Here is a 15,570-nt window from a genome sequence, read left to right as displayed (position 1 = left end):
GACGTGCCCCAGGACCCCGCCGAACGCCGCGTCACCGTCACCGGCCCGCCCCGGCGCACCCTGCGGGCCTCCGCCTACTACCGCCCGCGCACCGAGATCGACGAGCAGACCACCCTCGGCCACACCTACGTCCGCTCCCTGATGCTCAGCCAGCTGCGCGCCGGCCTCACCGCGTTCGCCGTGCTCGGGCTGCTCGTCGGCCCGCTGCCGCTGCTGTTCGCGGTGATGCCGGACGCCCACCGCCTGGAGTGGGCCGTCCTCGGCTTCGGCCTGTACGCCCCGCTCGTCCTCCTCGCCCGCTGGTACGTGCGCCGCGCCGAACGCAACGAACGCGACTTCGTCCGCCTCGTCGAGGACCGGTGACGAGAAGAGCCGTGACGCCCCGATGAACCCGGCCTACGCGATACCCGCCGTCGCCCTCGTCGCCGTCGCCACCGTCCTCGTCGGCGCGTTCGGCCTGCGCGTCTCCCGCACCACCTCCGACTTCTACGTCGCCTCCCGCACCGTCGGCCCCCGCCTCAACGCCGCCGCCATCAGCGGCGAGTACCTCTCCGCCGCGTCCTTCCTCGGCATCGCCGGCCTGGTCCTCGTCCAGGGCTCCGACATGCTCTGGTACCCGGTCGGCTACACCGCCGGATACCTGGTCCTGCTCCTGTTCGTCGCCGCTCCGCTGCGCCGCTCCGGCGCCTACACGCTGCCCGACTTCGCCGAGGCCCGGCTCGCCTCCCAGGCGGTGCGACGGCTGGCGGGCGCCTTCGTCGTCGGCGTCGGCTGGCTGTACCTGCTGCCCCAGCTCCAGGGCGCCGGGCTGACGCTGACCGTGCTGACCGGCGCGCCCGACCGGCTCGGCGGGGTGATCGTCGCCGTCGTCGTCATCGCCATCGTCGCCGCCGGCGGCATGCGCAGCATCACCTTCGTACAGGCCTTCCAGTACTGGCTGAAGCTCACCGCCCTGCTCGTCCCGGCGCTCTTCCTGGTGCTGGCCTGGCAGGGCGACGGCGCACCCGGCCGCGCCTTCGAGGAACCGGCCGCCTTCCGCGAGCAGCGGACCGTCAGGGTCGGCGACACCCTCACCCTCAAGCTCGACCGGCCGCTCACCGTCACCGTCGACGGCACCGTGGACGGCCGCGCCCTCGACGGCACCCGCCTCCGGCTCCCCACCGGCACCCACCGCATCGAGGCCGGCACCGGCCTCACCTTCGCCGAGGGCACCCCGGTCCCGGCCGCCGGACGCGGCGCCGACGACGCCCTGTCGCCCTCGCGCGCCGAGAGCCGCACCGAACGCCCGCTGTACGCGACGTACGGGCTGATCCTCGCCACCTTCCTCGGCACCATGGGCCTGCCCCACGTCGTGGTCCGCTTCTACACCAGCCCGCACGGGGTCGCCGCCCGCCGCACCACCGTCGCCGTCCTCGGTCTGATCGGCGCCTTCTACCTGCTGCCGCCCGTCTACGGCGCCCTCGGCCGCCTCTACGCCCCCGAGCTGACCCTCACCGGCGACGCCGACGCCGCCGCCCTGCTGCTGCCGGACCGGATGATCGGGGGAGTGGGCGGCGACCTGCTCGGCGCCCTGGTCGCGGGCGGCGCCTTCGCCGCGTTCCTGTCCACGGCGTCCGGGCTGACCATGGCCGTCGCGGGCGTCCTCACCCAGGACGTGCTGCCGTCCCGGGGCGTACCGCACTTCCGCCTCGGCACCGTCCTCGCCATGGCCGTTCCCCTGGCGGCGAGCGCCCTGGTCGGCGGGCTGCCGGTCGCCGACGCCGTCGGCCTCGCCTTCGCCGTGTCCGCATCCTCCTTCTGCCCGCTGCTCGTCCTCGGCATCTGGTGGCGGCGGCTGACCCCGCCCGGCGCGGCGGCCGGGATGCTGGTCGGCGGCGGCTCCGCGCTGCTCGCCGTCGCCGCGACCATGGGCGGCTTCCCGGACGGCGGTACCCTGCACGCGCTGCTGGCCTGGCCCGCCCTGTGGTCGGTGCCGCTGGGCTTCCTCACCATGGTCCTGGTCTCCCTGGCCACCCCGGGCCGGGTGCCCGCCGGGACGGCGGCGATCCTGGCCCGCTTCCACCTGCCCGAGGAGCTCGGCACCGGTGAGCTGCGGACCGAGGAGCTGCGGACCGGGGAACGGCGCGCGGACGAGCCGTGCGGGGAGGCGGCACCGTGAGCGGTTTCCTGGCGGGCCTGGTCGTCGCCGTACTGCCCCTGCTGGCCGCGGGTTTCTGGCTGGGGCGGCGCACCGCCCGGCCGCAGCACCTCGGCGGGCTCGGCACCCCGGTCGAGCACGCCACCTTCCAGACCCTGCACACCGCCTCCCTCGCCACCCCGCCGCTGCGCGCCGGCCTGACCGGGGAGACCGCCCGCAAGTCGGCCCGCAAGCTGCGCTCCCTGCTCGGCACCGACGCGCTGTGCCTGGCCGACCACAAGGAGGTCCTGGTCTGGGACGGCGTGGGCGCCCACCACCGCGCCGAGATCATGGAGCGCCTCGCCGGCCCGCTGGAGACCGGCCGCGGCGAGGCCTTCCGGCTCACCTGCGACACCCCCGACTGCGCGGTGCGCTGGGCGGTCGTGGCCCCGCTCACCGTCGACGACCGGGTGCACGGCGCCCTCGTCGCCTGCGCGCCCCGTGAGTCCGCCGTCCTGGTCCGGGCGGCGGGGGAGGTGGCCCGCTGGGTGTCGGTCCAGCTGGAGCTGGCCGACCTCGACCAGTCCCGCACCCGGCTCATCGAGGCCGAGATCAAGGCACTGCGGGCCCAGATCTCCCCGCACTTCATCTTCAACTCGCTCGCGGTCATCGCGTCCTTCGTGCGCACCGACCCCGAGCGCGCCCGCGAGCTGCTGCTGGAGTTCGCCGACTTCACCCGCTACTCGTTCCGCCGGCACGGCGACTTCACCACCCTCGCCGACGAGCTGCACGCCATCGACCACTACCTGGCGCTCGTGCGGGCACGCTTCGGCGACCGCCTCTCCGTCACCCTCCAGGTCGCCCCCGAGGTGCTGCCGGTCGCCCTGCCCTTCCTCTGTCTCCAGCCGCTCGTCGAGAACGCCGTCAAGCACGGCCTGGAGGGCAAGGCCGTGTCCTCGGGCGCGTGCCACATCCAGATCACCGCGCAGGACGCGGGCGCCGAGGCGCTGGTCGTCATCGAGGACGACGGCGCGGGGATGGACCCCGCCCTGCTGCGCCGCATCCTCGCGCGCGAGGTCAGCCCGTCGGGCGGCATCGGCCTGTCCAACGTCGACGACCGGCTCCGCCAGGTCTACGGCGACGACCACGGCCTCGTCATCGAGACGGCCGTCGGCGCCGGCATGAAGATCACGGTCCGGCTGCCCAAGTACCAGCCGGGCGTCCACTCGGCCGGGCGGCTCGGCCGCGAATGAGGGCGGCCGGCACGGCTCAGGTGCTGCGCGTGGCGACCATCGCGACCGTGATCAGGCCGAGGACGACCCAGCCGAACCACAGCCAGCCGTTGCTGCCGAGCGCCACCGTGTAGGCCGTCACCGCGACCAGGCCGCCGATGGTGAGCGCCCCCATCGTCTTCGTGGAACTGTCCGTGGAACCGGGCATCGCGACACCCTCCTCAGGTCCGTTGCCCTCCATGGTGCCCCGGTTCCGCCGCCGTACGGGGCGTACGGCGATATGCGTACCGGTTTTCCGGTCCCTGCTGAGGTCCGGGAGCCGGTCCCGTACGGGGAGAGGCCGAATCCGCGGCGGACGTGACGTCGGCGGCCGGCCGCGTGAAGCCGCGCACCCGCTCGTCGTACGGGCCCGCGCACGACACCGGCCGCGCCTCCCGTGCGGAGCACACGTCCGGGCGGCAGTCCCGAGCGGGCACGGCAGCAGGTGGCGGCCGGCGCTCAGCTGCCGCGTGCGTTCAGCGAGGCCAGGTAGGCGTTGTACGCCTCGAGCTCCTTGTCGCCGTCGCGGTCGGCGGCCCGGTCGGTGCGCCGGGCCTGTCGCCGGTCCGACGCGTACCACTGGGCCACCAGGGCGAGCAGCACCAGGACGGACGGGACCTCACTGAACGCCCAGGCGATGCCGCCCGCCGCGTTCTGGTCGGAGAGCGCGTCGACGCCCAGCGACGCGGGAGGGTTCTCGAACGTGTCGACCATGGGGGAGGAGGCCATCATCAGGGCGATGCCGAAGAACGCGTGGAACGGCATGCCCGCGAACAGCTCCAGCATCCGCATCAGGTGGCCCGGCCGGTGCGGGCCCGGGTCCACGCCCATGATCGGCCAGAAGAAGACCAGGCCGACGGCGAGGAAGTGCACCATCATCCCGACGTGCCCGGCCCTGGAGCCCATCAGGAAGTCGAAGAGCGGCGTGAAGTACAGCGCGTACAGGCTCGCGATGAACAGCGGGATGGTGAACACGGGGTGCGTGATGATCCGCATGTAGCGGCTGTGCAGCAGCATCAGCAGCAGTTCGCGCGGTCCCTTGCGGCCCCGGCCCGCCGTGGGCAGCGCCCGCAGCGCCAGGGTGATGGGGGCGCCGAGCAGCAGCAGGATCGGCGAGACCATGCTGATCACCATGTGCTGCACCATGTGCACGCTGAACATGACCATGCCGTAGTCGTTCAGCCGGGTGCACATCATCAGCCCGATGCTCAGCACACCGGTGACGAAGCCGACGGTCCGTCCCACGGGCCACTTGTCGCCGCGCCGCGTCAGACGGACGACACCCCAGCCGTACAGCGCCAGGCCCACCAGGCAGGCGATCAGGAAGAAGGGGTCCGCCGACCAGCCGAGACCTCGCCCCAGCGTGAACGGCGGCAGATCCATCGTCATGCCGTGCCCGCTGTGATCCATCCGCCGGCTCCTGTTTCGTGGGGGTTGAGCGCGGTTGAGCGCCGTCTGTCCGAAGCAAGACTAGAACCGCCCCCGGCGACTTCCGTCACCGGGGGCGGTGGAGCGCTCCCGAAGGGGCGCGGGACCGTATCGACGGGCGGCTCCGCGAAATCAGAGCACGCACTCCGCTTCCGCGTACCGCGCGTCCGGCACCGTCTTCAGGCTCTCCACGGCCTCGGCCAGCGACACCATCGTGATGTCCGTCCCGCGCAGGGCCGTCATCATCCCGAACTCCCCGCGGTGCACCGCCTCCACCGCGTGCCACCCGAACCGCGTGGCCAGCACCCGGTCGTACGCCGTGGGCGTCCCGCCCCGCTGGACGTGCCCGAGGATCACCGGCCGGGCCTCCTTGCCGAGCCGATCCTCCAGCTCGATCGAGAGCTGGCGGGCGATCCCGGCGAAGCGCTCGTGGCCGTAGACGTCCTTGCCGCCCTCGTCGAAGTCCATGGTGCCCGGCCTCGGCTTGGCGCCCTCCGCGGCCACCACTATGGCGAACCGCTTGCCCGCCGAGAACCGCTCGCCGACCTTGGCGGTCAGCTCGTCGATGTCGAAGGGCCGCTCCGGGACGACGACGGCGTGGGCACCGGCGGCCATGCCCGAGTGCAGGGCGATCCAGCCGGTGTGCCGGCCCATGACCTCCACGATGAGCACCCGCTGGTGGGACTCGGCGGTGGTCTTGAGCCGGTCGAGGGCCTCGGTGGCGACGGTCACGGCCGTGTCGAAGCCGAAGGTGACGTCGGTGACCGCTATGTCGTTGTCGATGGTCTTCGGCACGCCGACGATCGGCAGGCCGTTGTCGGACAGCAGCCGGGCCGCCTTCAGCGTGCCCTCGCCGCCGATCGGGATGATCGCGTCGAGGCCGAGTTCCTCGACGTGGCCGCGGGCCCGCTCCACACCGTCCCGCAGGTGCTCGGGACGGACCCGGGAGGAGCCGAGGATGGTGCCGCCGCGGGCCAGGATGCCGCCGACGGCGTCGAGGTCGAGCTTGAGGTAGTCACACTCCAGGAGGCCCTTCCAGCCGTCCCGGAAGCCGATGACCTCGTCGCCGTGGTCGACGACGGCGCGGTGCACGACGGACCGGATGACGGCGTTCAGGCCGGGGCAGTCACCGCCGGACGTGAGGACACCAATGCGCATAGCCCGAATTACCTTCTCAACGTGGCACGGGTCCGGACCGCGCTGTCCGGTTCGGTTCCCCGCCACCCTAGCGGTACACAGGGGCGGGGCCGAACCGTGCGTCCGCCTACTGGACGTACCCGCTCACCTGTGCGGACGCACCATCAGACGGGCTGCCTCGAGGGCGTCATGCGGGCTGCTGCGCCGCCGCGATGCGCTCGTTGCGCAACGCCTCGTACCACCGGTCGTCGGTCGGCGGCAGCGCGTTCACGTCGAGGGCCAGCTTCAGCAGCAGGTCCGCGATCTGCGGGTTGCGGGCGAGCACGGGTCCGTGCATGTACGTGCCGAAGACCGTGTCGTTGTACGCGCCCTCCGTGCCGTCGCCCGTGCCGTTGCCGTTGCCGAAGCGGACCTGGGCGAGCGGGCGGGCGGTGGGGCCGAGGTGGGTGACGCCCTGGTGGTTCTCGAAGCCGGTCAGCGGGGGCAGGCCGAGGCGCGGGTCGATGTCGCCGAGGACGTCGCCCACGCACCGCGCGCCCTCGCCGCGGGTCGAGACCACGTCGAGCAGGCCGAGGCCCGGCTCGCGCTGGCCGAGGTCGTTGATGAACTCGTGGCCGAGGATCTGGTACCCGGCGCAGACGGAGAAGACGATCGCGCCGTTCTCCACCGCCCGGTGCAGGCCCCCGTCGCGGCGCAGCCGTTCGGCCGCGAGCCGCTGCGGCCGGTCCTCGCCGCCGCCGATCAGGTAGATGTCGCCGGAGGTCGGGATGGCCTGGTCGCTGCGCACGTCGAGCCGTGCCACGTCGAGGCCGCGCTGCCGGGCCCGGCGCTCCACGACCAGGGCGTTGCCCTGGTCGCCGTACGTGCTGAGCAGGTCCGGGTAGATCCAGACGATCCGCAGTTGGTTGTCGCTCACGAAAGTCCCCTGAGGTTACGCGGTCAGTTGCCGACGCGGCGGCGCAGGTCCTGGAAGGCGGTGTAGTTCGCGATGACCTCGATCCGGCCGGGCGGGCACATCTGCACCGCCTGGTCGAGGTTCTCGCACACCTGGAACTGCTGGTCCGCGACCTCGAGGCGTACCGCGAGGTCCAGCTTGCGGTCGCCGATCACGCAGATCGGGTGGCCGGTCAGCCGGGTGTAGTCCACGTCCCACAGCCAGGAGGTGTCGGTGCCGTCGGCGCCGCGCGCGTTCACCGACAGGATCACCGGGGTCGGCGGCGGGTCGATCAGGGAGAAGGTCTCCAGCCAGCCCGCCGGGTTCTTGGCGAGCAGCAGACGCAGGTCGCGGCCCTGGAACTGCACGACGTCGTAGCGCCCGGCGACCGCCTGCACCTGGTACATGCGCTCCAGGGCGACCTGCGGCGGCACCCCGAAGACGGCGGCGACGGCGGCCGAGGAGGCGGCGTTGGCCTTGTTGGCGCGGCCCGGCAGCTGGAGGTGGATCGGCCAGGCGGAGCCGTGCGGGTCGAGGACGTGGTCGCCGGACAGGGCCCAGCTCGGCGTGGGGCGGCGGAAGCCGCACTCGCCGCAGAACCAGTCGTCTCCCGGGCGCTGCATCACGCCGCCGCAGGACGGGCAGGACCAGGCGTCGTCCTTCCACATCTGCCCGGCGGCGACCCAGATCACGTTGGGGGAGGAGGAGGCGGCCCACACCACCAGCGGGTCGTCGGCGTTGGCGACGATCACGGCCTTGGAGCCGGCCAGGCCCTCGCGCCAGTTCTCGGCGAGCATCCGGGTCTCGGCGGCGCGGTCGAGCTGGTCGCGGGAGAGGTTGAGCAGCGCGATGCACTTCGGCTCGGTGGCCTGGGCGACGCCGACGAGGTACTTCTCGTCGACCTCGATCACGCCGTAGCGGGCGTCCGAGCCGTCCGCGAGGGCGGAGGTGATGCCGGCCGGCATGTTGGCGCCGAGCGCGTTGGAGACGACCGGGCCGGCCGCCTTGAGCGCCTCGGCGATGAGCCGGGTGGTGGTGGTCTTGCCGTTGGTCGCCGAGACGAGGGTCACGTCCAGGTGCTGGGCGAGCCGGTGGAGGAGGTCGGGGTCGAGTTTCAGCGCGACCCGGCCGCCGATCACCGAACCGCTGCCGCGCCCTGCGGCGCGGGACGCCGCCGCGACCGCCTTGCCCGCGGTCACGGCGATCTTGGCCCGCGGCGTGAGCGGGTCCGAGTTGCCTGCCATCAGTTCTCGATCCTCCTTGCCGTACGCGCCGCGCCTGAAGCCTGTGAAGCCTGACGGCCACGTGGTGTGGACCTCAGCCTATCGAGATCCATTCGCACTCCCGAATCGCGGCACCGGCCACGCGGTCCCGACGGTGGGCGCGCGCCGCCGGGGGACACAGGGACCTTACTCTGGCCGTCATGCGACACGGCTCCATCCCGGGCGTCCACGGGCGCGTACGGCCTCTCACCCTCCTCGGCGACCCCGTCCTGCACGCCCCCTGCGGCGAGGTGACGGACTTCGGTCCGGAACTCGCGGCGCTGGTGGAGGACTTGTTCGCGACCATGTACGCCGCCCACGGCGTCGGCCTGGCGGCGAACCAGATCGGCGAGCCGGTGCGCGTCTTCGTGTACGACTGCCCGGACGACGAGGACGTGCGCCACCTCGGCCACGTGGTGAACCCGCGGCTCGTCGAGACCGACGGGGTGGTGGTGCGCGGCCCGGAGGGCTGTCTGTCGCTGCCCGGTCTGGAGGCGGGCACCGAGCGCCACGACCACGCGGTCGTCGAGGGCTTCACGATGACCGGGGAGCCCGTCACCGTGCACGGGACGGGGTTCTTCGCCCGGTGCCTCCAGCACGAGTGCGACCACCTGGAGGGCCGGGTCTACGCCGACCGGTTGTCGGGCCGGCGCCACCGGAAGCTGATGAGGCAGGTGGCGCGGGCGTCCTGGAACCGCTGACCGCTGACCGCCGACCGCTGACCGCCGGCCGCGCCCGCGGTGGCGTCGAGGCCGGACCCGGCGCCCGGGCGTCAGAACCCCGGGCCGTCCGCCCTGTCCCCGGCGGCGGACAGCCGCCCCCACAGCAGGTCGGCCAGACTGGTCACCAACTCCGCCCGGGAGCAGGGGCGTTCGCCCAGCCACCAGTCGCCGGCGGCGTGCATCATGCCGACGATGCCGTGCCCCCAGACCCGGGCCAGCCGCTCGCTGCCGGGGCCCATGTCGAGGCGTTCCTTGATGACCTTGCCCAGCTCCTCGCCCATGCGGCGCAGCAGCGGGGCCGAGTGCTTGCCCACGTCGAAGCCCTGCTCGGTCTGGTCGCTCGCGGCGGTGCCGGTCTCCGCCGGATGCATCAGGAAGCGGTACACCTGCGGGCGCGCCTCGATGGCCGCCAGGTAGGTGTCGAGGGTGGCCTCGACGCGCTCGCGCCGCTCCGCCGGGGCGTCCAGGGCGGCCCGCAGCGAGGAGAGGAGGGCGTCGGTGTGCCGCTGGGCGAGGGCGGCGTAGAGTCCGCCCTTGTCGCCGAAGTGCCGGTAGAGGATCGGCTTGGTGATGCCCGCCTCGGCGGCGATGGCGTTCATCGAGGCCTGCGGACCGTCGCGCAGCACCACCCGGTCGGCGGCCTCCAGCAGCTCGCGCCGTCGGCGGTCGGCGGACCGCTGCTGCTCGGTCCGCTGCGTGGTGTCCATGTGCTCTCCCCACCCGTGCTGTTTCGGTGACGCCTGCGCAAACTAACACCAGGCAGGCGTCCGGCATCGAACGGGAGGTCGGCGGCCGTCGGGAGTTGACTTTTCCTACCCGCGGGTAACAGACTCCTGTTACCGTTAGTAACAGGCGTGTGCGCCACTGGAGGGGACATGGCCGAGTTCACCATGGAGCTCAACGACGAACAGAAGGAGGTCCGGGACTGGCTGCACGGCTTCGCCGCCGACGTCATCCGCCCCGCGGCCGCCGAATGGGACGAGCGTGAGGAGACTCCCTGGCCGGTCATCCAGGAGGCCGCCAAGGTCGGCATCTACTCCCTCGACTTCTACGCCCAGCAGTACTTCGACCCGACCGGCCTCGGCATCCCCATGGCGATGGAGGAGCTGTTCTGGGGCGACGCCGGCATCGCCCTGTCGATCGTCGGCACCGGCCTCGCCGCCGTCGGCGTCCTCGCCAACGGCACCGAGGAGCAGATCGGCACCTGGATCCCCCAGATGTACGGCGACCCGAGCGACGTCAAGGTGGCCGCGTTCTGCTCCTCCGAGCCCGACGCCGGCTCCGACGTGGCCTCCATGCGCACGCGCGCCGTCTACGACGAGGCCAAGGACGAGTGGGTGCTCGACGGCACCAAGACCTGGGCGACCAACGGCGGCATCGCCAACGTCCACGTCGTCGTCGCGGTCGTCGACCCGGAGCTGGGCTCCAAGGGCCACGCCTCCTTCATCGTCCCGCCGAACACGCCGGGGCTGTCCCAGGGGCAGAAGTTCAAGAAGCACGGCATCCGCGCCTCGCACACCGCCGAGGTCGTCCTCGACCAGGTGCGCGTCCCCGGCTCCTGCCTGCTCGGCGGCAAGGAGAAGCTGGACGAGCGGCTCGCCCGCGCCCGGGAGAGGGCCAAGTCGGGCGGCGAGCGGGTGAAGAACGCCGCCATGGCCACCTTCGAGGCCTCCCGTCCCGCCGTCGGCGCCATGGCCGTGGGCACCGCCCGCGCCGCCTACGAGGTCGCGCTCGACTACGCCAAGACGCGTGAGCAGTTCGGCCGCCCGATCATTGACAACCAGGGCGTCGCCTTCCAGCTCGCCGACATGCGCACCCAGATCGACGCCGCCCGCCTGCTGGTGTGGCGCGCTTCCTGGATGGCGGTCAACGGCAAGCCGTTCACCGCGGCCGAGGGCTCGATGTCCAAGCTGTTCGCGAGCGAGACGGCCAAGAAGGTGACCGCCCAGGCGATCCAGATCCTGGGCGGCAACGGCTACACCCGGGAGTACCCGGTGGAGCGGATGCACCGGGACGCGGCCATCTACACGATCTTCGAGGGCACCAGCGAGATCCAGCGGCTGGTGATCGCGCGGACCCTGGCGGGGATGCCGATCCGCTGATCCCCGTGTGGGGGCGGCCCGGTCCGCCGGGTTGCCCCCACACGGCCGCCGGGCCAACCTCGGGGTGACCGACGCCTCGGAGGACGCGATGACACGTACGGCCCGTGACCTGCTGAAGACGATCACCGCGGAGCTCGCCCCAGACCCGCGCTCCAACCCCCTGGTGCCGCTGATCGCCGCCGGCGAGGCGGACCGGGAGGTCCTCGCCGCACTGGCCCTGGAGCAGATGCGGGTGATCCCCGCCGACCGCCGCGCCTTCCTCCACCTGGCCGTGCGGTCCTCGGCCGAACCGGAGGCCGACGCCTACTTCACCACCCTGGCCGACGGCGAGGCGATCGCCCAGCAGCGGCTGCCCGCCTTCGCCGCGGCCTGCGGCGTCGACGAGACCCGCGCCGCCGCGTACACCCCGCTGCCCGGCTGCCAGGCCTACCCCGCCTACGTCGCCTGGCTGGCCCTCAACGCCGCCCCGGCCGACGCCGTGCTGGCCGTCACCGCCAACTTCTCGGCCTGGGGCGGCTACTGCGCCACCATCGCCGGAGCCCTGCGCGGCCACTACGGCTTCGACGACGAGGCCTGCGCCTTCTTCGACTTCTTCGCCGAACCGGCCCCGTACCTGGATCGCACCGCCGAGCGTGCCGTGCAGGCGGCCCTGGACGCCGGCCGCCTGGACGAGAGCCGCGCCCGCGATTACGGACACCTGCTCCAGAGCTATGAAGCGCTGTTCTGGCGGACCCTGGAGCGGCCGGCCTGACGCCCTACGGCGTGGTGCCGCTGCTGTGGGCGATGCACGCCACGTCGATGCGGTCGGCCAGTTTGGCGAGTTCGATGGTGAGGGCCGCCACGGTGTCCTCGTCCAGACCCTCCTCGCCGGCCTCCACCAGCCTCAGCCACCGCCCGCCCACGGTGCGCAGCAGCTTGCTCACGTCGGCCGCGGACACCTGCAGGGTGCCGCGGTCGTCGACGATCAGAGGCAGGGTCACTTCGCGGGTCACAAAAAGGGATCGTAGCCCCGGAACCCTCACGCCCCGTGCCATACGGTGGTGATGTTGCAGAACTCGCGGATTCCGTGCCCGGACAGCTCACGTCCGTAGCCCGACCGCTTGACCCCGCCGAACGGGAAGGCCGGGTGGGACGCCGTCATCCCGTTGACGTAGACCCCGCCCGCCTCCAGGTCCCGGACGAAGCGGTCCACGTCGGCGTCGTCGCGGGTCCACACGTTGGAACTGAGCCCGAAGTCCGTGTCGTTGGCGATCAGCACGGCCTCGTCCAGGTCGGCCGCCCGGTACACCGTGGCGACCGGGCCGAAGGCCTCCTCGCGGTGGATGCGCATTTCCCGGGTGATGCCGGTCAGCACGGTCGGCGGGTAGTACCAGCCGGGCCCGTCGGGGCGTTCGCCGCCGCACAGGACGGTGGCGCCGGCGCGCACCGCGTCGTCCACCAGCTCCACCAGATCGGTCACGCCCTGCTCGCTGGAGAGCGGTCCGACCTGGGTCTCCTCGTCCATCGGGTCGCCGACCCGCAACGCCTTCATGCCCGCGGTGAAGCGCTCGACGAAGGCGTCGTGGACGTCCGTGTGCACGATGAACCGCTTGGCGGCGATACAGGACTGCCCGGCGTTCTGCGTGCGCGCGGTCACCGCGACCTCGGCGGCCCGGTCGATGTCGGCGGACGGCATGACGACGAACGGGTCGCTGCCGCCCAGCTCCAGCACCGTCTTCTTGATCATCTCCCCGGCGGTGGAGGCGACCGCGCGGCCGGCGGGCTCGCTGCCGGTGAGGGTGGCGGCCCGCACGCGCTCGTCGCGCAGGACGTCGTCGACCGCGGCGGAGCCGATCAGCAGGGTCTGGAAGCAGCCCTCGGGAAAGCCCGCACGGTGGAACAGGTCCTCCAGGTACAGGGCGGTCTGCGGGACGTTCGAGGCGTGCTTGAGCAGGCCGACGTTGCCCGCCATCAGCGCGGGCGCCGCGAAGCGGATCACTTGCCACAGCGGGAAGTTCCACGGCATCACCGCGAGCACCGGGCCGAGCGGCCGGTAGCGGACCAGGGCGCGGGAGGCGCCGGAGTCCTTCACGTCCGCCTCGGCGGGCTCCTCGTCGGCGAGCAGCTCCGCGGCGTGATCGGCGTACCAGCGCATCGCCTTGGCGCACTTGGCCGCCTCCGCGCGGGCCTGCGCGACCGGCTTGCCCATCTCGGTGGTGACGACCTTGCCGATCTCGTCCCGGTCCGCCTCCAGGAGATCGGCCGCCCGGTGCATGAGCCGGGCCCGCTCCTCGAAGGACGTCGTCCGGTACGTCCGGAAAGTGGCCTCCGCGAGCTGGAGCCGGCGCTCGATCTCCTCCTCGCCCATGGCCTCGTACGTCCTGAGCGTCTCGCCGTTCGCCGGGTTCACCGTCGCGATGGGCATGGCCGACCTCCCTGGGTGCAGACTCGTGATTCGACCTTGGCGCGCGGCGCGGGGCGCCGCAACGCGGGGGGTCTCGTCAGTGCGAGTGCTCAGCCAGCCGGTCGAGAAACGCGGCCTGCGCCTTCACGATCACCTCGCGCGCCCGGTCCACCGTGAACCACGCCACCCGGTCCAGCTCGGGGAACTCCTCGATCCGGCCCGACCGCGGCGGCCACTCCATGCGGAAGGTGCCGGGGGCGATCGTCGCCGGGTCGAGGTCGGCCTCGACGGCCCACGCCGTGACGACCTTCCCGCCGGCCTGGCGGACCTCGCCGAGCGGCACGGCCTCGCCGTCGGGCGGCGGCAGCCCGAGCTCCTCCTCGAACTCGCGCCGGGCCGCCTCCCAGGCGGGCTCCGCCGGGTCGTACTCGCCCTTGGGGATCGTCCACGACCCGGCGTCGCGGCGGGCGTGGAAGGGGCCGCCCATGTGGCCCAGCAGCACCTCGGTGCCCCCGTCGCCGGGGCGGTGCAGCAACAGGCCGGCGCTGCGCCTCACGGGGCCACCCCGGGGTGGGCGGCGAGGAGCGTCTCGACGGTGTCCGCGTCCTCGGGGCGCTTGTCGTCGCGGTAGCGCAGGACGCGGGCGAAACGGAGGGTGACGCCGGCCGGGTAGCGGGAGGAGCGCTGGAGGCCGTCGTAGGCGATCTCGACGACGAGTTCGGGGCGCACGGTCACGCCCCAGCCGTGCTCCTCGACGGCCAGCTCCCCGAGGCGCCCCGTCTGCCAGGTCAGCAGCGCGTCGGTCATGCCCTTGAAGGTCTTGCCGAGCATGACGAACGAGCCGTCCGCGGTGCGGGCGCCCAGATGGAGGTTGGACAGCTTGCCGGTGCGGCGGCCGTGGCCCCACTCGGCGGCCAGGACGACCAGGTCGAGGGTGTGCACGGGCTTGACCTTCAGCCAGGACGCGCCCCGCCGGCCCGCGCTGTAGGCGGCGTCGAGCCCCTTGACCACGACGCCCTCGTGGCCGCGGTCGAGTGTCCGGGCGAGGAACTCCTCGGCCGCGGGCGCGTCCTCGGGCCCCGCCACCAGGATGCGGCGCACCCGCATCGGCTCCGGGACCAGCCGGGCCAGTTCCGCGTGGCGTTCGGTCAGCGGCAGGTCGAGCAGGTCGCGGCCGTCGACGGACAGCGCGTCGAAGAACACGACGGAGACGGGGACGTCCCGCGCGGCCGTGGGCACGTCCGTGCGGGAGCCGACGCGTCCGGCGGTCTCCTGGAACGAACGGGGGCGACCGGCCTCGTCGAGGGAGATCACCTCGCCGTCCAGGACGAACCGCTCCCCGGGCAGCGCGAGGGCGGTCGCGGTGACCTCCGGGAGCCGGCCGGTGATGTCGTCCAGGGTGCGGGTGCAGACCCGTACCGTGTCGCCGTCGCGGTGCACCTGCACGCGGATGCCGTCCAGCTTCTCCTCGACGGCGCAGCCGCCCAGCCTGTCGACCGCCTCGGCGACCGAGGACGCGCTGTGCGCCAGCATCGGCAGCACCGGGCGGCCGACGGTGAGGCGGAACCGCGCCAGGGCGTCGGGTCCGTCGGCGAGCAGGGCCTCGGCCACGGCCTGCAGCGAGCCCGCGAGCATCACCGCACGCCGTACGTCCGCCGCCGGCGCCCCGGTCGCCAGGGCCAGTCCCTCCACGGCGACCGCGTCCAGGGCACCCTGCCGCACCTCGCCGGTGAGCAGTCCCAGCAGGAAGCGCTGCTCGTCCTCGGTGGCCGCGCCCATCAGCGCGCCGACCAGCCGCGACCGTTCGGCCCGTGAACCGGCCCCGGAGACCGCGCCGAGTTCCGTGAGCCGGGCGTCCACCCCGCGCACGGTCAGGCTCGGGCCGGCGGCCGGCGCGACCCGTTCGCCCAGCACCTTCCAGCCGACGCCGATCCGGCCCTGGGGGAGGCGGCCCGCCAGGTACGGGATGACGATCGGCACGTCCTCCGCCTCCGCCTCCCGGAACAGCTCCGCGAGCAGGGCGGTCTTCCGGGACCGCGCCGAGGTGGCCGCGACCTCCCGGGACACCTGGGCCAGACGGGCGAGCAACATGCAGTCAGGGTGCACCGGGAGGGCCCGGTCCACACCCGCACGGACGCCCGGCCTTCCGGCCACCGACCCACCACGGCCCGCTCGGACCGGCCCGGCCGCCGCCGAGCCACCGCCCGCGGCCTCG

At 73.1% G+C, this 15,570-nt stretch carries 16 protein-coding genes; 6 read left to right on the top strand and 10 right to left on the bottom strand.

Translation table 11 applies throughout. The features are described from left to right. Positions 1-3: 3 nt before the first annotated feature. Genes JHAT_RS20085 through JHAT_RS20075 form a run of 3 tightly spaced genes read left to right on the top strand, consistent with a single transcriptional unit; the run spans position 4 to position 3,369 of the window. Complete coding sequence (locus tag JHAT_RS20085) at positions 4-363, top strand: hypothetical protein (RefSeq protein ID WP_077799609.1); 360 nt, start codon at positions 4-6, stop codon at positions 361-363. A gap of 22 nt (positions 364-385) precedes the next feature. Beyond that, positions 386-2,158, top strand: coding sequence for a cation acetate symporter (locus JHAT_RS20080; protein WP_077799608.1), 1,773 nt, complete (start codon positions 386-388; stop codon positions 2,156-2,158). Beyond that, complete coding sequence (locus JHAT_RS20075) at positions 2,155-3,369, top strand: sensor histidine kinase (protein WP_077799682.1); 1,215 nt, start codon at positions 2,155-2,157, stop codon at positions 3,367-3,369. Before JHAT_RS20080 ends, JHAT_RS20075 begins: the two co-directional genes overlap by 4 nt. 16 nt (positions 3,370-3,385) lie before the next feature. Here JHAT_RS20075 and JHAT_RS20070 read toward each other — a convergent pair whose 3' ends face one another. The 5 genes from JHAT_RS20070 to JHAT_RS20050 form a co-directional block, all read right to left on the bottom strand. Continuing rightward, positions 3,386-3,556 (bottom strand): hypothetical protein, encoded by a 171-nt coding sequence (locus JHAT_RS20070; RefSeq protein WP_171990989.1) that lies wholly within the window; start codon positions 3,554-3,556, stop codon positions 3,386-3,388. A 290-nt stretch (positions 3,557-3,846) separates the two neighbouring features. After that, positions 3,847-4,797 (bottom strand): cytochrome c oxidase assembly protein, encoded by a 951-nt coding sequence (locus tag JHAT_RS20065; RefSeq protein ID WP_077799606.1) that lies wholly within the window; start codon positions 4,795-4,797, stop codon positions 3,847-3,849. Positions 4,798-4,947: 150 nt separating this feature from the next. Beyond that, on the bottom strand, positions 4,948-5,973 hold the full coding sequence (locus tag JHAT_RS20060; RefSeq protein ID WP_077799605.1) for a 6-phosphofructokinase: 1,026 nt from the start codon (positions 5,971-5,973) through the stop codon (positions 4,948-4,950). A gap of 166 nt (positions 5,974-6,139) precedes the next feature. Continuing rightward, a complete protein-coding gene (locus JHAT_RS20055) occupies positions 6,140-6,868 on the bottom strand; it encodes a type 1 glutamine amidotransferase (protein WP_077799604.1) in 729 nt (242 codons plus the stop codon). A gap of 23 nt (positions 6,869-6,891) precedes the next feature. Then, positions 6,892-8,130 carry a MurT ligase domain-containing protein gene (locus JHAT_RS20050; protein ID WP_077799603.1) on the bottom strand — a complete coding sequence of 413 codons (1,239 nt, stop codon included), beginning with the start codon at positions 8,128-8,130 and terminating at the stop codon, positions 6,892-6,894. A 179-nt stretch (positions 8,131-8,309) separates the two neighbouring features. On the opposite strand from JHAT_RS20050, the gene def reads away from it, so the two are divergent. Continuing rightward, the gene (gene def / locus JHAT_RS20045) at positions 8,310-8,849 is read left to right on the top strand and encodes a peptide deformylase (protein WP_077799602.1); all 540 of its coding nucleotides are present in this window, start codon (positions 8,310-8,312) and stop codon (positions 8,847-8,849) included. A 71-nt stretch (positions 8,850-8,920) separates the two neighbouring features. On the opposite strand, the gene JHAT_RS20040 is transcribed toward def, so the two are convergent. Next, positions 8,921-9,577 carry a TetR family transcriptional regulator gene (locus tag JHAT_RS20040; RefSeq protein WP_077799601.1) on the bottom strand — a complete coding sequence of 219 codons (657 nt, stop codon included), beginning with the start codon at positions 9,575-9,577 and terminating at the stop codon, positions 8,921-8,923. Between the two features lie 168 nt (positions 9,578-9,745). Between JHAT_RS20040 and JHAT_RS20035 the strand changes: the two genes are divergently transcribed. Both JHAT_RS20035 and JHAT_RS20030 read left to right on the top strand, forming a co-directional pair. After that, positions 9,746-10,972 carry an acyl-CoA dehydrogenase family protein gene (locus JHAT_RS20035; protein WP_077799600.1) on the top strand — a complete coding sequence of 409 codons (1,227 nt, stop codon included), beginning with the start codon at positions 9,746-9,748 and terminating at the stop codon, positions 10,970-10,972. 88 nt (positions 10,973-11,060) lie between these two features. Further along, the gene (locus tag JHAT_RS20030; RefSeq protein ID WP_077799681.1) at positions 11,061-11,723 is read left to right on the top strand and encodes a transcriptional regulator; all 663 of its coding nucleotides are present in this window, start codon (positions 11,061-11,063) and stop codon (positions 11,721-11,723) included. Positions 11,724-11,727: 4 nt separating this feature from the next. Here the strand turns inward: JHAT_RS20030 and JHAT_RS20025 are convergent, their stop codons facing one another. From JHAT_RS20025 to JHAT_RS20010, 4 genes are all read right to left on the bottom strand, one after another. Continuing rightward, complete coding sequence (locus JHAT_RS20025) at positions 11,728-11,964, bottom strand: DUF6213 family protein (RefSeq protein WP_107481971.1); 237 nt, start codon at positions 11,962-11,964, stop codon at positions 11,728-11,730. Positions 11,965-11,990: 26 nt separating this feature from the next. Further along, positions 11,991-13,376, bottom strand: coding sequence for an NADP-dependent succinic semialdehyde dehydrogenase (locus JHAT_RS20020; RefSeq protein WP_077799599.1), 1,386 nt, complete (start codon positions 13,374-13,376; stop codon positions 11,991-11,993). A gap of 76 nt (positions 13,377-13,452) precedes the next feature. Beyond that, positions 13,453-13,911: an NUDIX domain-containing protein gene (locus tag JHAT_RS20015; RefSeq protein ID WP_077799598.1), complete on the bottom strand. Its 459-nt coding sequence runs from the start codon at positions 13,909-13,911 to the stop codon at positions 13,453-13,455. After that, positions 13,908-15,446: an ATP-dependent DNA ligase gene (locus JHAT_RS20010; RefSeq protein WP_077799679.1), complete on the bottom strand. Its 1,539-nt coding sequence runs from the start codon at positions 15,444-15,446 to the stop codon at positions 13,908-13,910. The genes JHAT_RS20015 and JHAT_RS20010 overlap by 4 nt, the downstream gene beginning before the upstream one ends. Positions 15,447-15,570: the final 124 nt, after the last annotated feature.

Origin of the sequence: Streptomyces sp. JHA26 (assembly GCF_002005565.1) — a bacterium.
GTDB lineage: Bacteria > Actinomycetota > Actinomycetes > Streptomycetales > Streptomycetaceae > Streptomyces.
Note: the sequence above shows the minus strand (reverse complement) of the source record. Positions and strands in the feature narration are given on the sequence as shown.

Bases quoted from the DNA above. Each gene is read 5' to 3' on its own strand.
- JHAT_RS20080 (WP_077799608.1), top strand. From the start codon at position 386: ATGAACCCGGCCTACGCGATACCCGCCGTCGCCCTCGTCGCCGTCGCC.
- JHAT_RS20070 (WP_171990989.1), bottom strand. From the start codon at position 3,556: ATGCCCGGTTCCACGGACAGTTCCACGAAGACGATGGGGGCGCTCACC.
- JHAT_RS20065 (WP_077799606.1), bottom strand. From the start codon at position 4,797: ATGGATCACAGCGGGCACGGCATGACGATGGATCTGCCGCCGTTCACG.
- JHAT_RS20060 (WP_077799605.1), bottom strand. From the start codon at position 5,973: ATGCGCATTGGTGTCCTCACGTCCGGCGGTGACTGCCCCGGCCTGAAC.
- JHAT_RS20050 (WP_077799603.1), bottom strand. From the start codon at position 8,130: ATGGCAGGCAACTCGGACCCGCTCACGCCGCGGGCCAAGATCGCCGTG.
- def (WP_077799602.1), top strand. From the start codon at position 8,310: ATGCGACACGGCTCCATCCCGGGCGTCCACGGGCGCGTACGGCCTCTC.
- JHAT_RS20040 (WP_077799601.1), bottom strand. From the start codon at position 9,577: ATGGACACCACGCAGCGGACCGAGCAGCAGCGGTCCGCCGACCGCCGA.
- JHAT_RS20035 (WP_077799600.1), top strand. From the start codon at position 9,746: ATGGCCGAGTTCACCATGGAGCTCAACGACGAACAGAAGGAGGTCCGG.
- JHAT_RS20030 (WP_077799681.1), top strand. From the start codon at position 11,061: ATGACACGTACGGCCCGTGACCTGCTGAAGACGATCACCGCGGAGCTC.
- JHAT_RS20020 (WP_077799599.1), bottom strand. From the start codon at position 13,376: ATGCCCATCGCGACGGTGAACCCGGCGAACGGCGAGACGCTCAGGACG.
- JHAT_RS20010 (WP_077799679.1), bottom strand. From the start codon at position 15,446: ATGTTGCTCGCCCGTCTGGCCCAGGTGTCCCGGGAGGTCGCGGCCACC.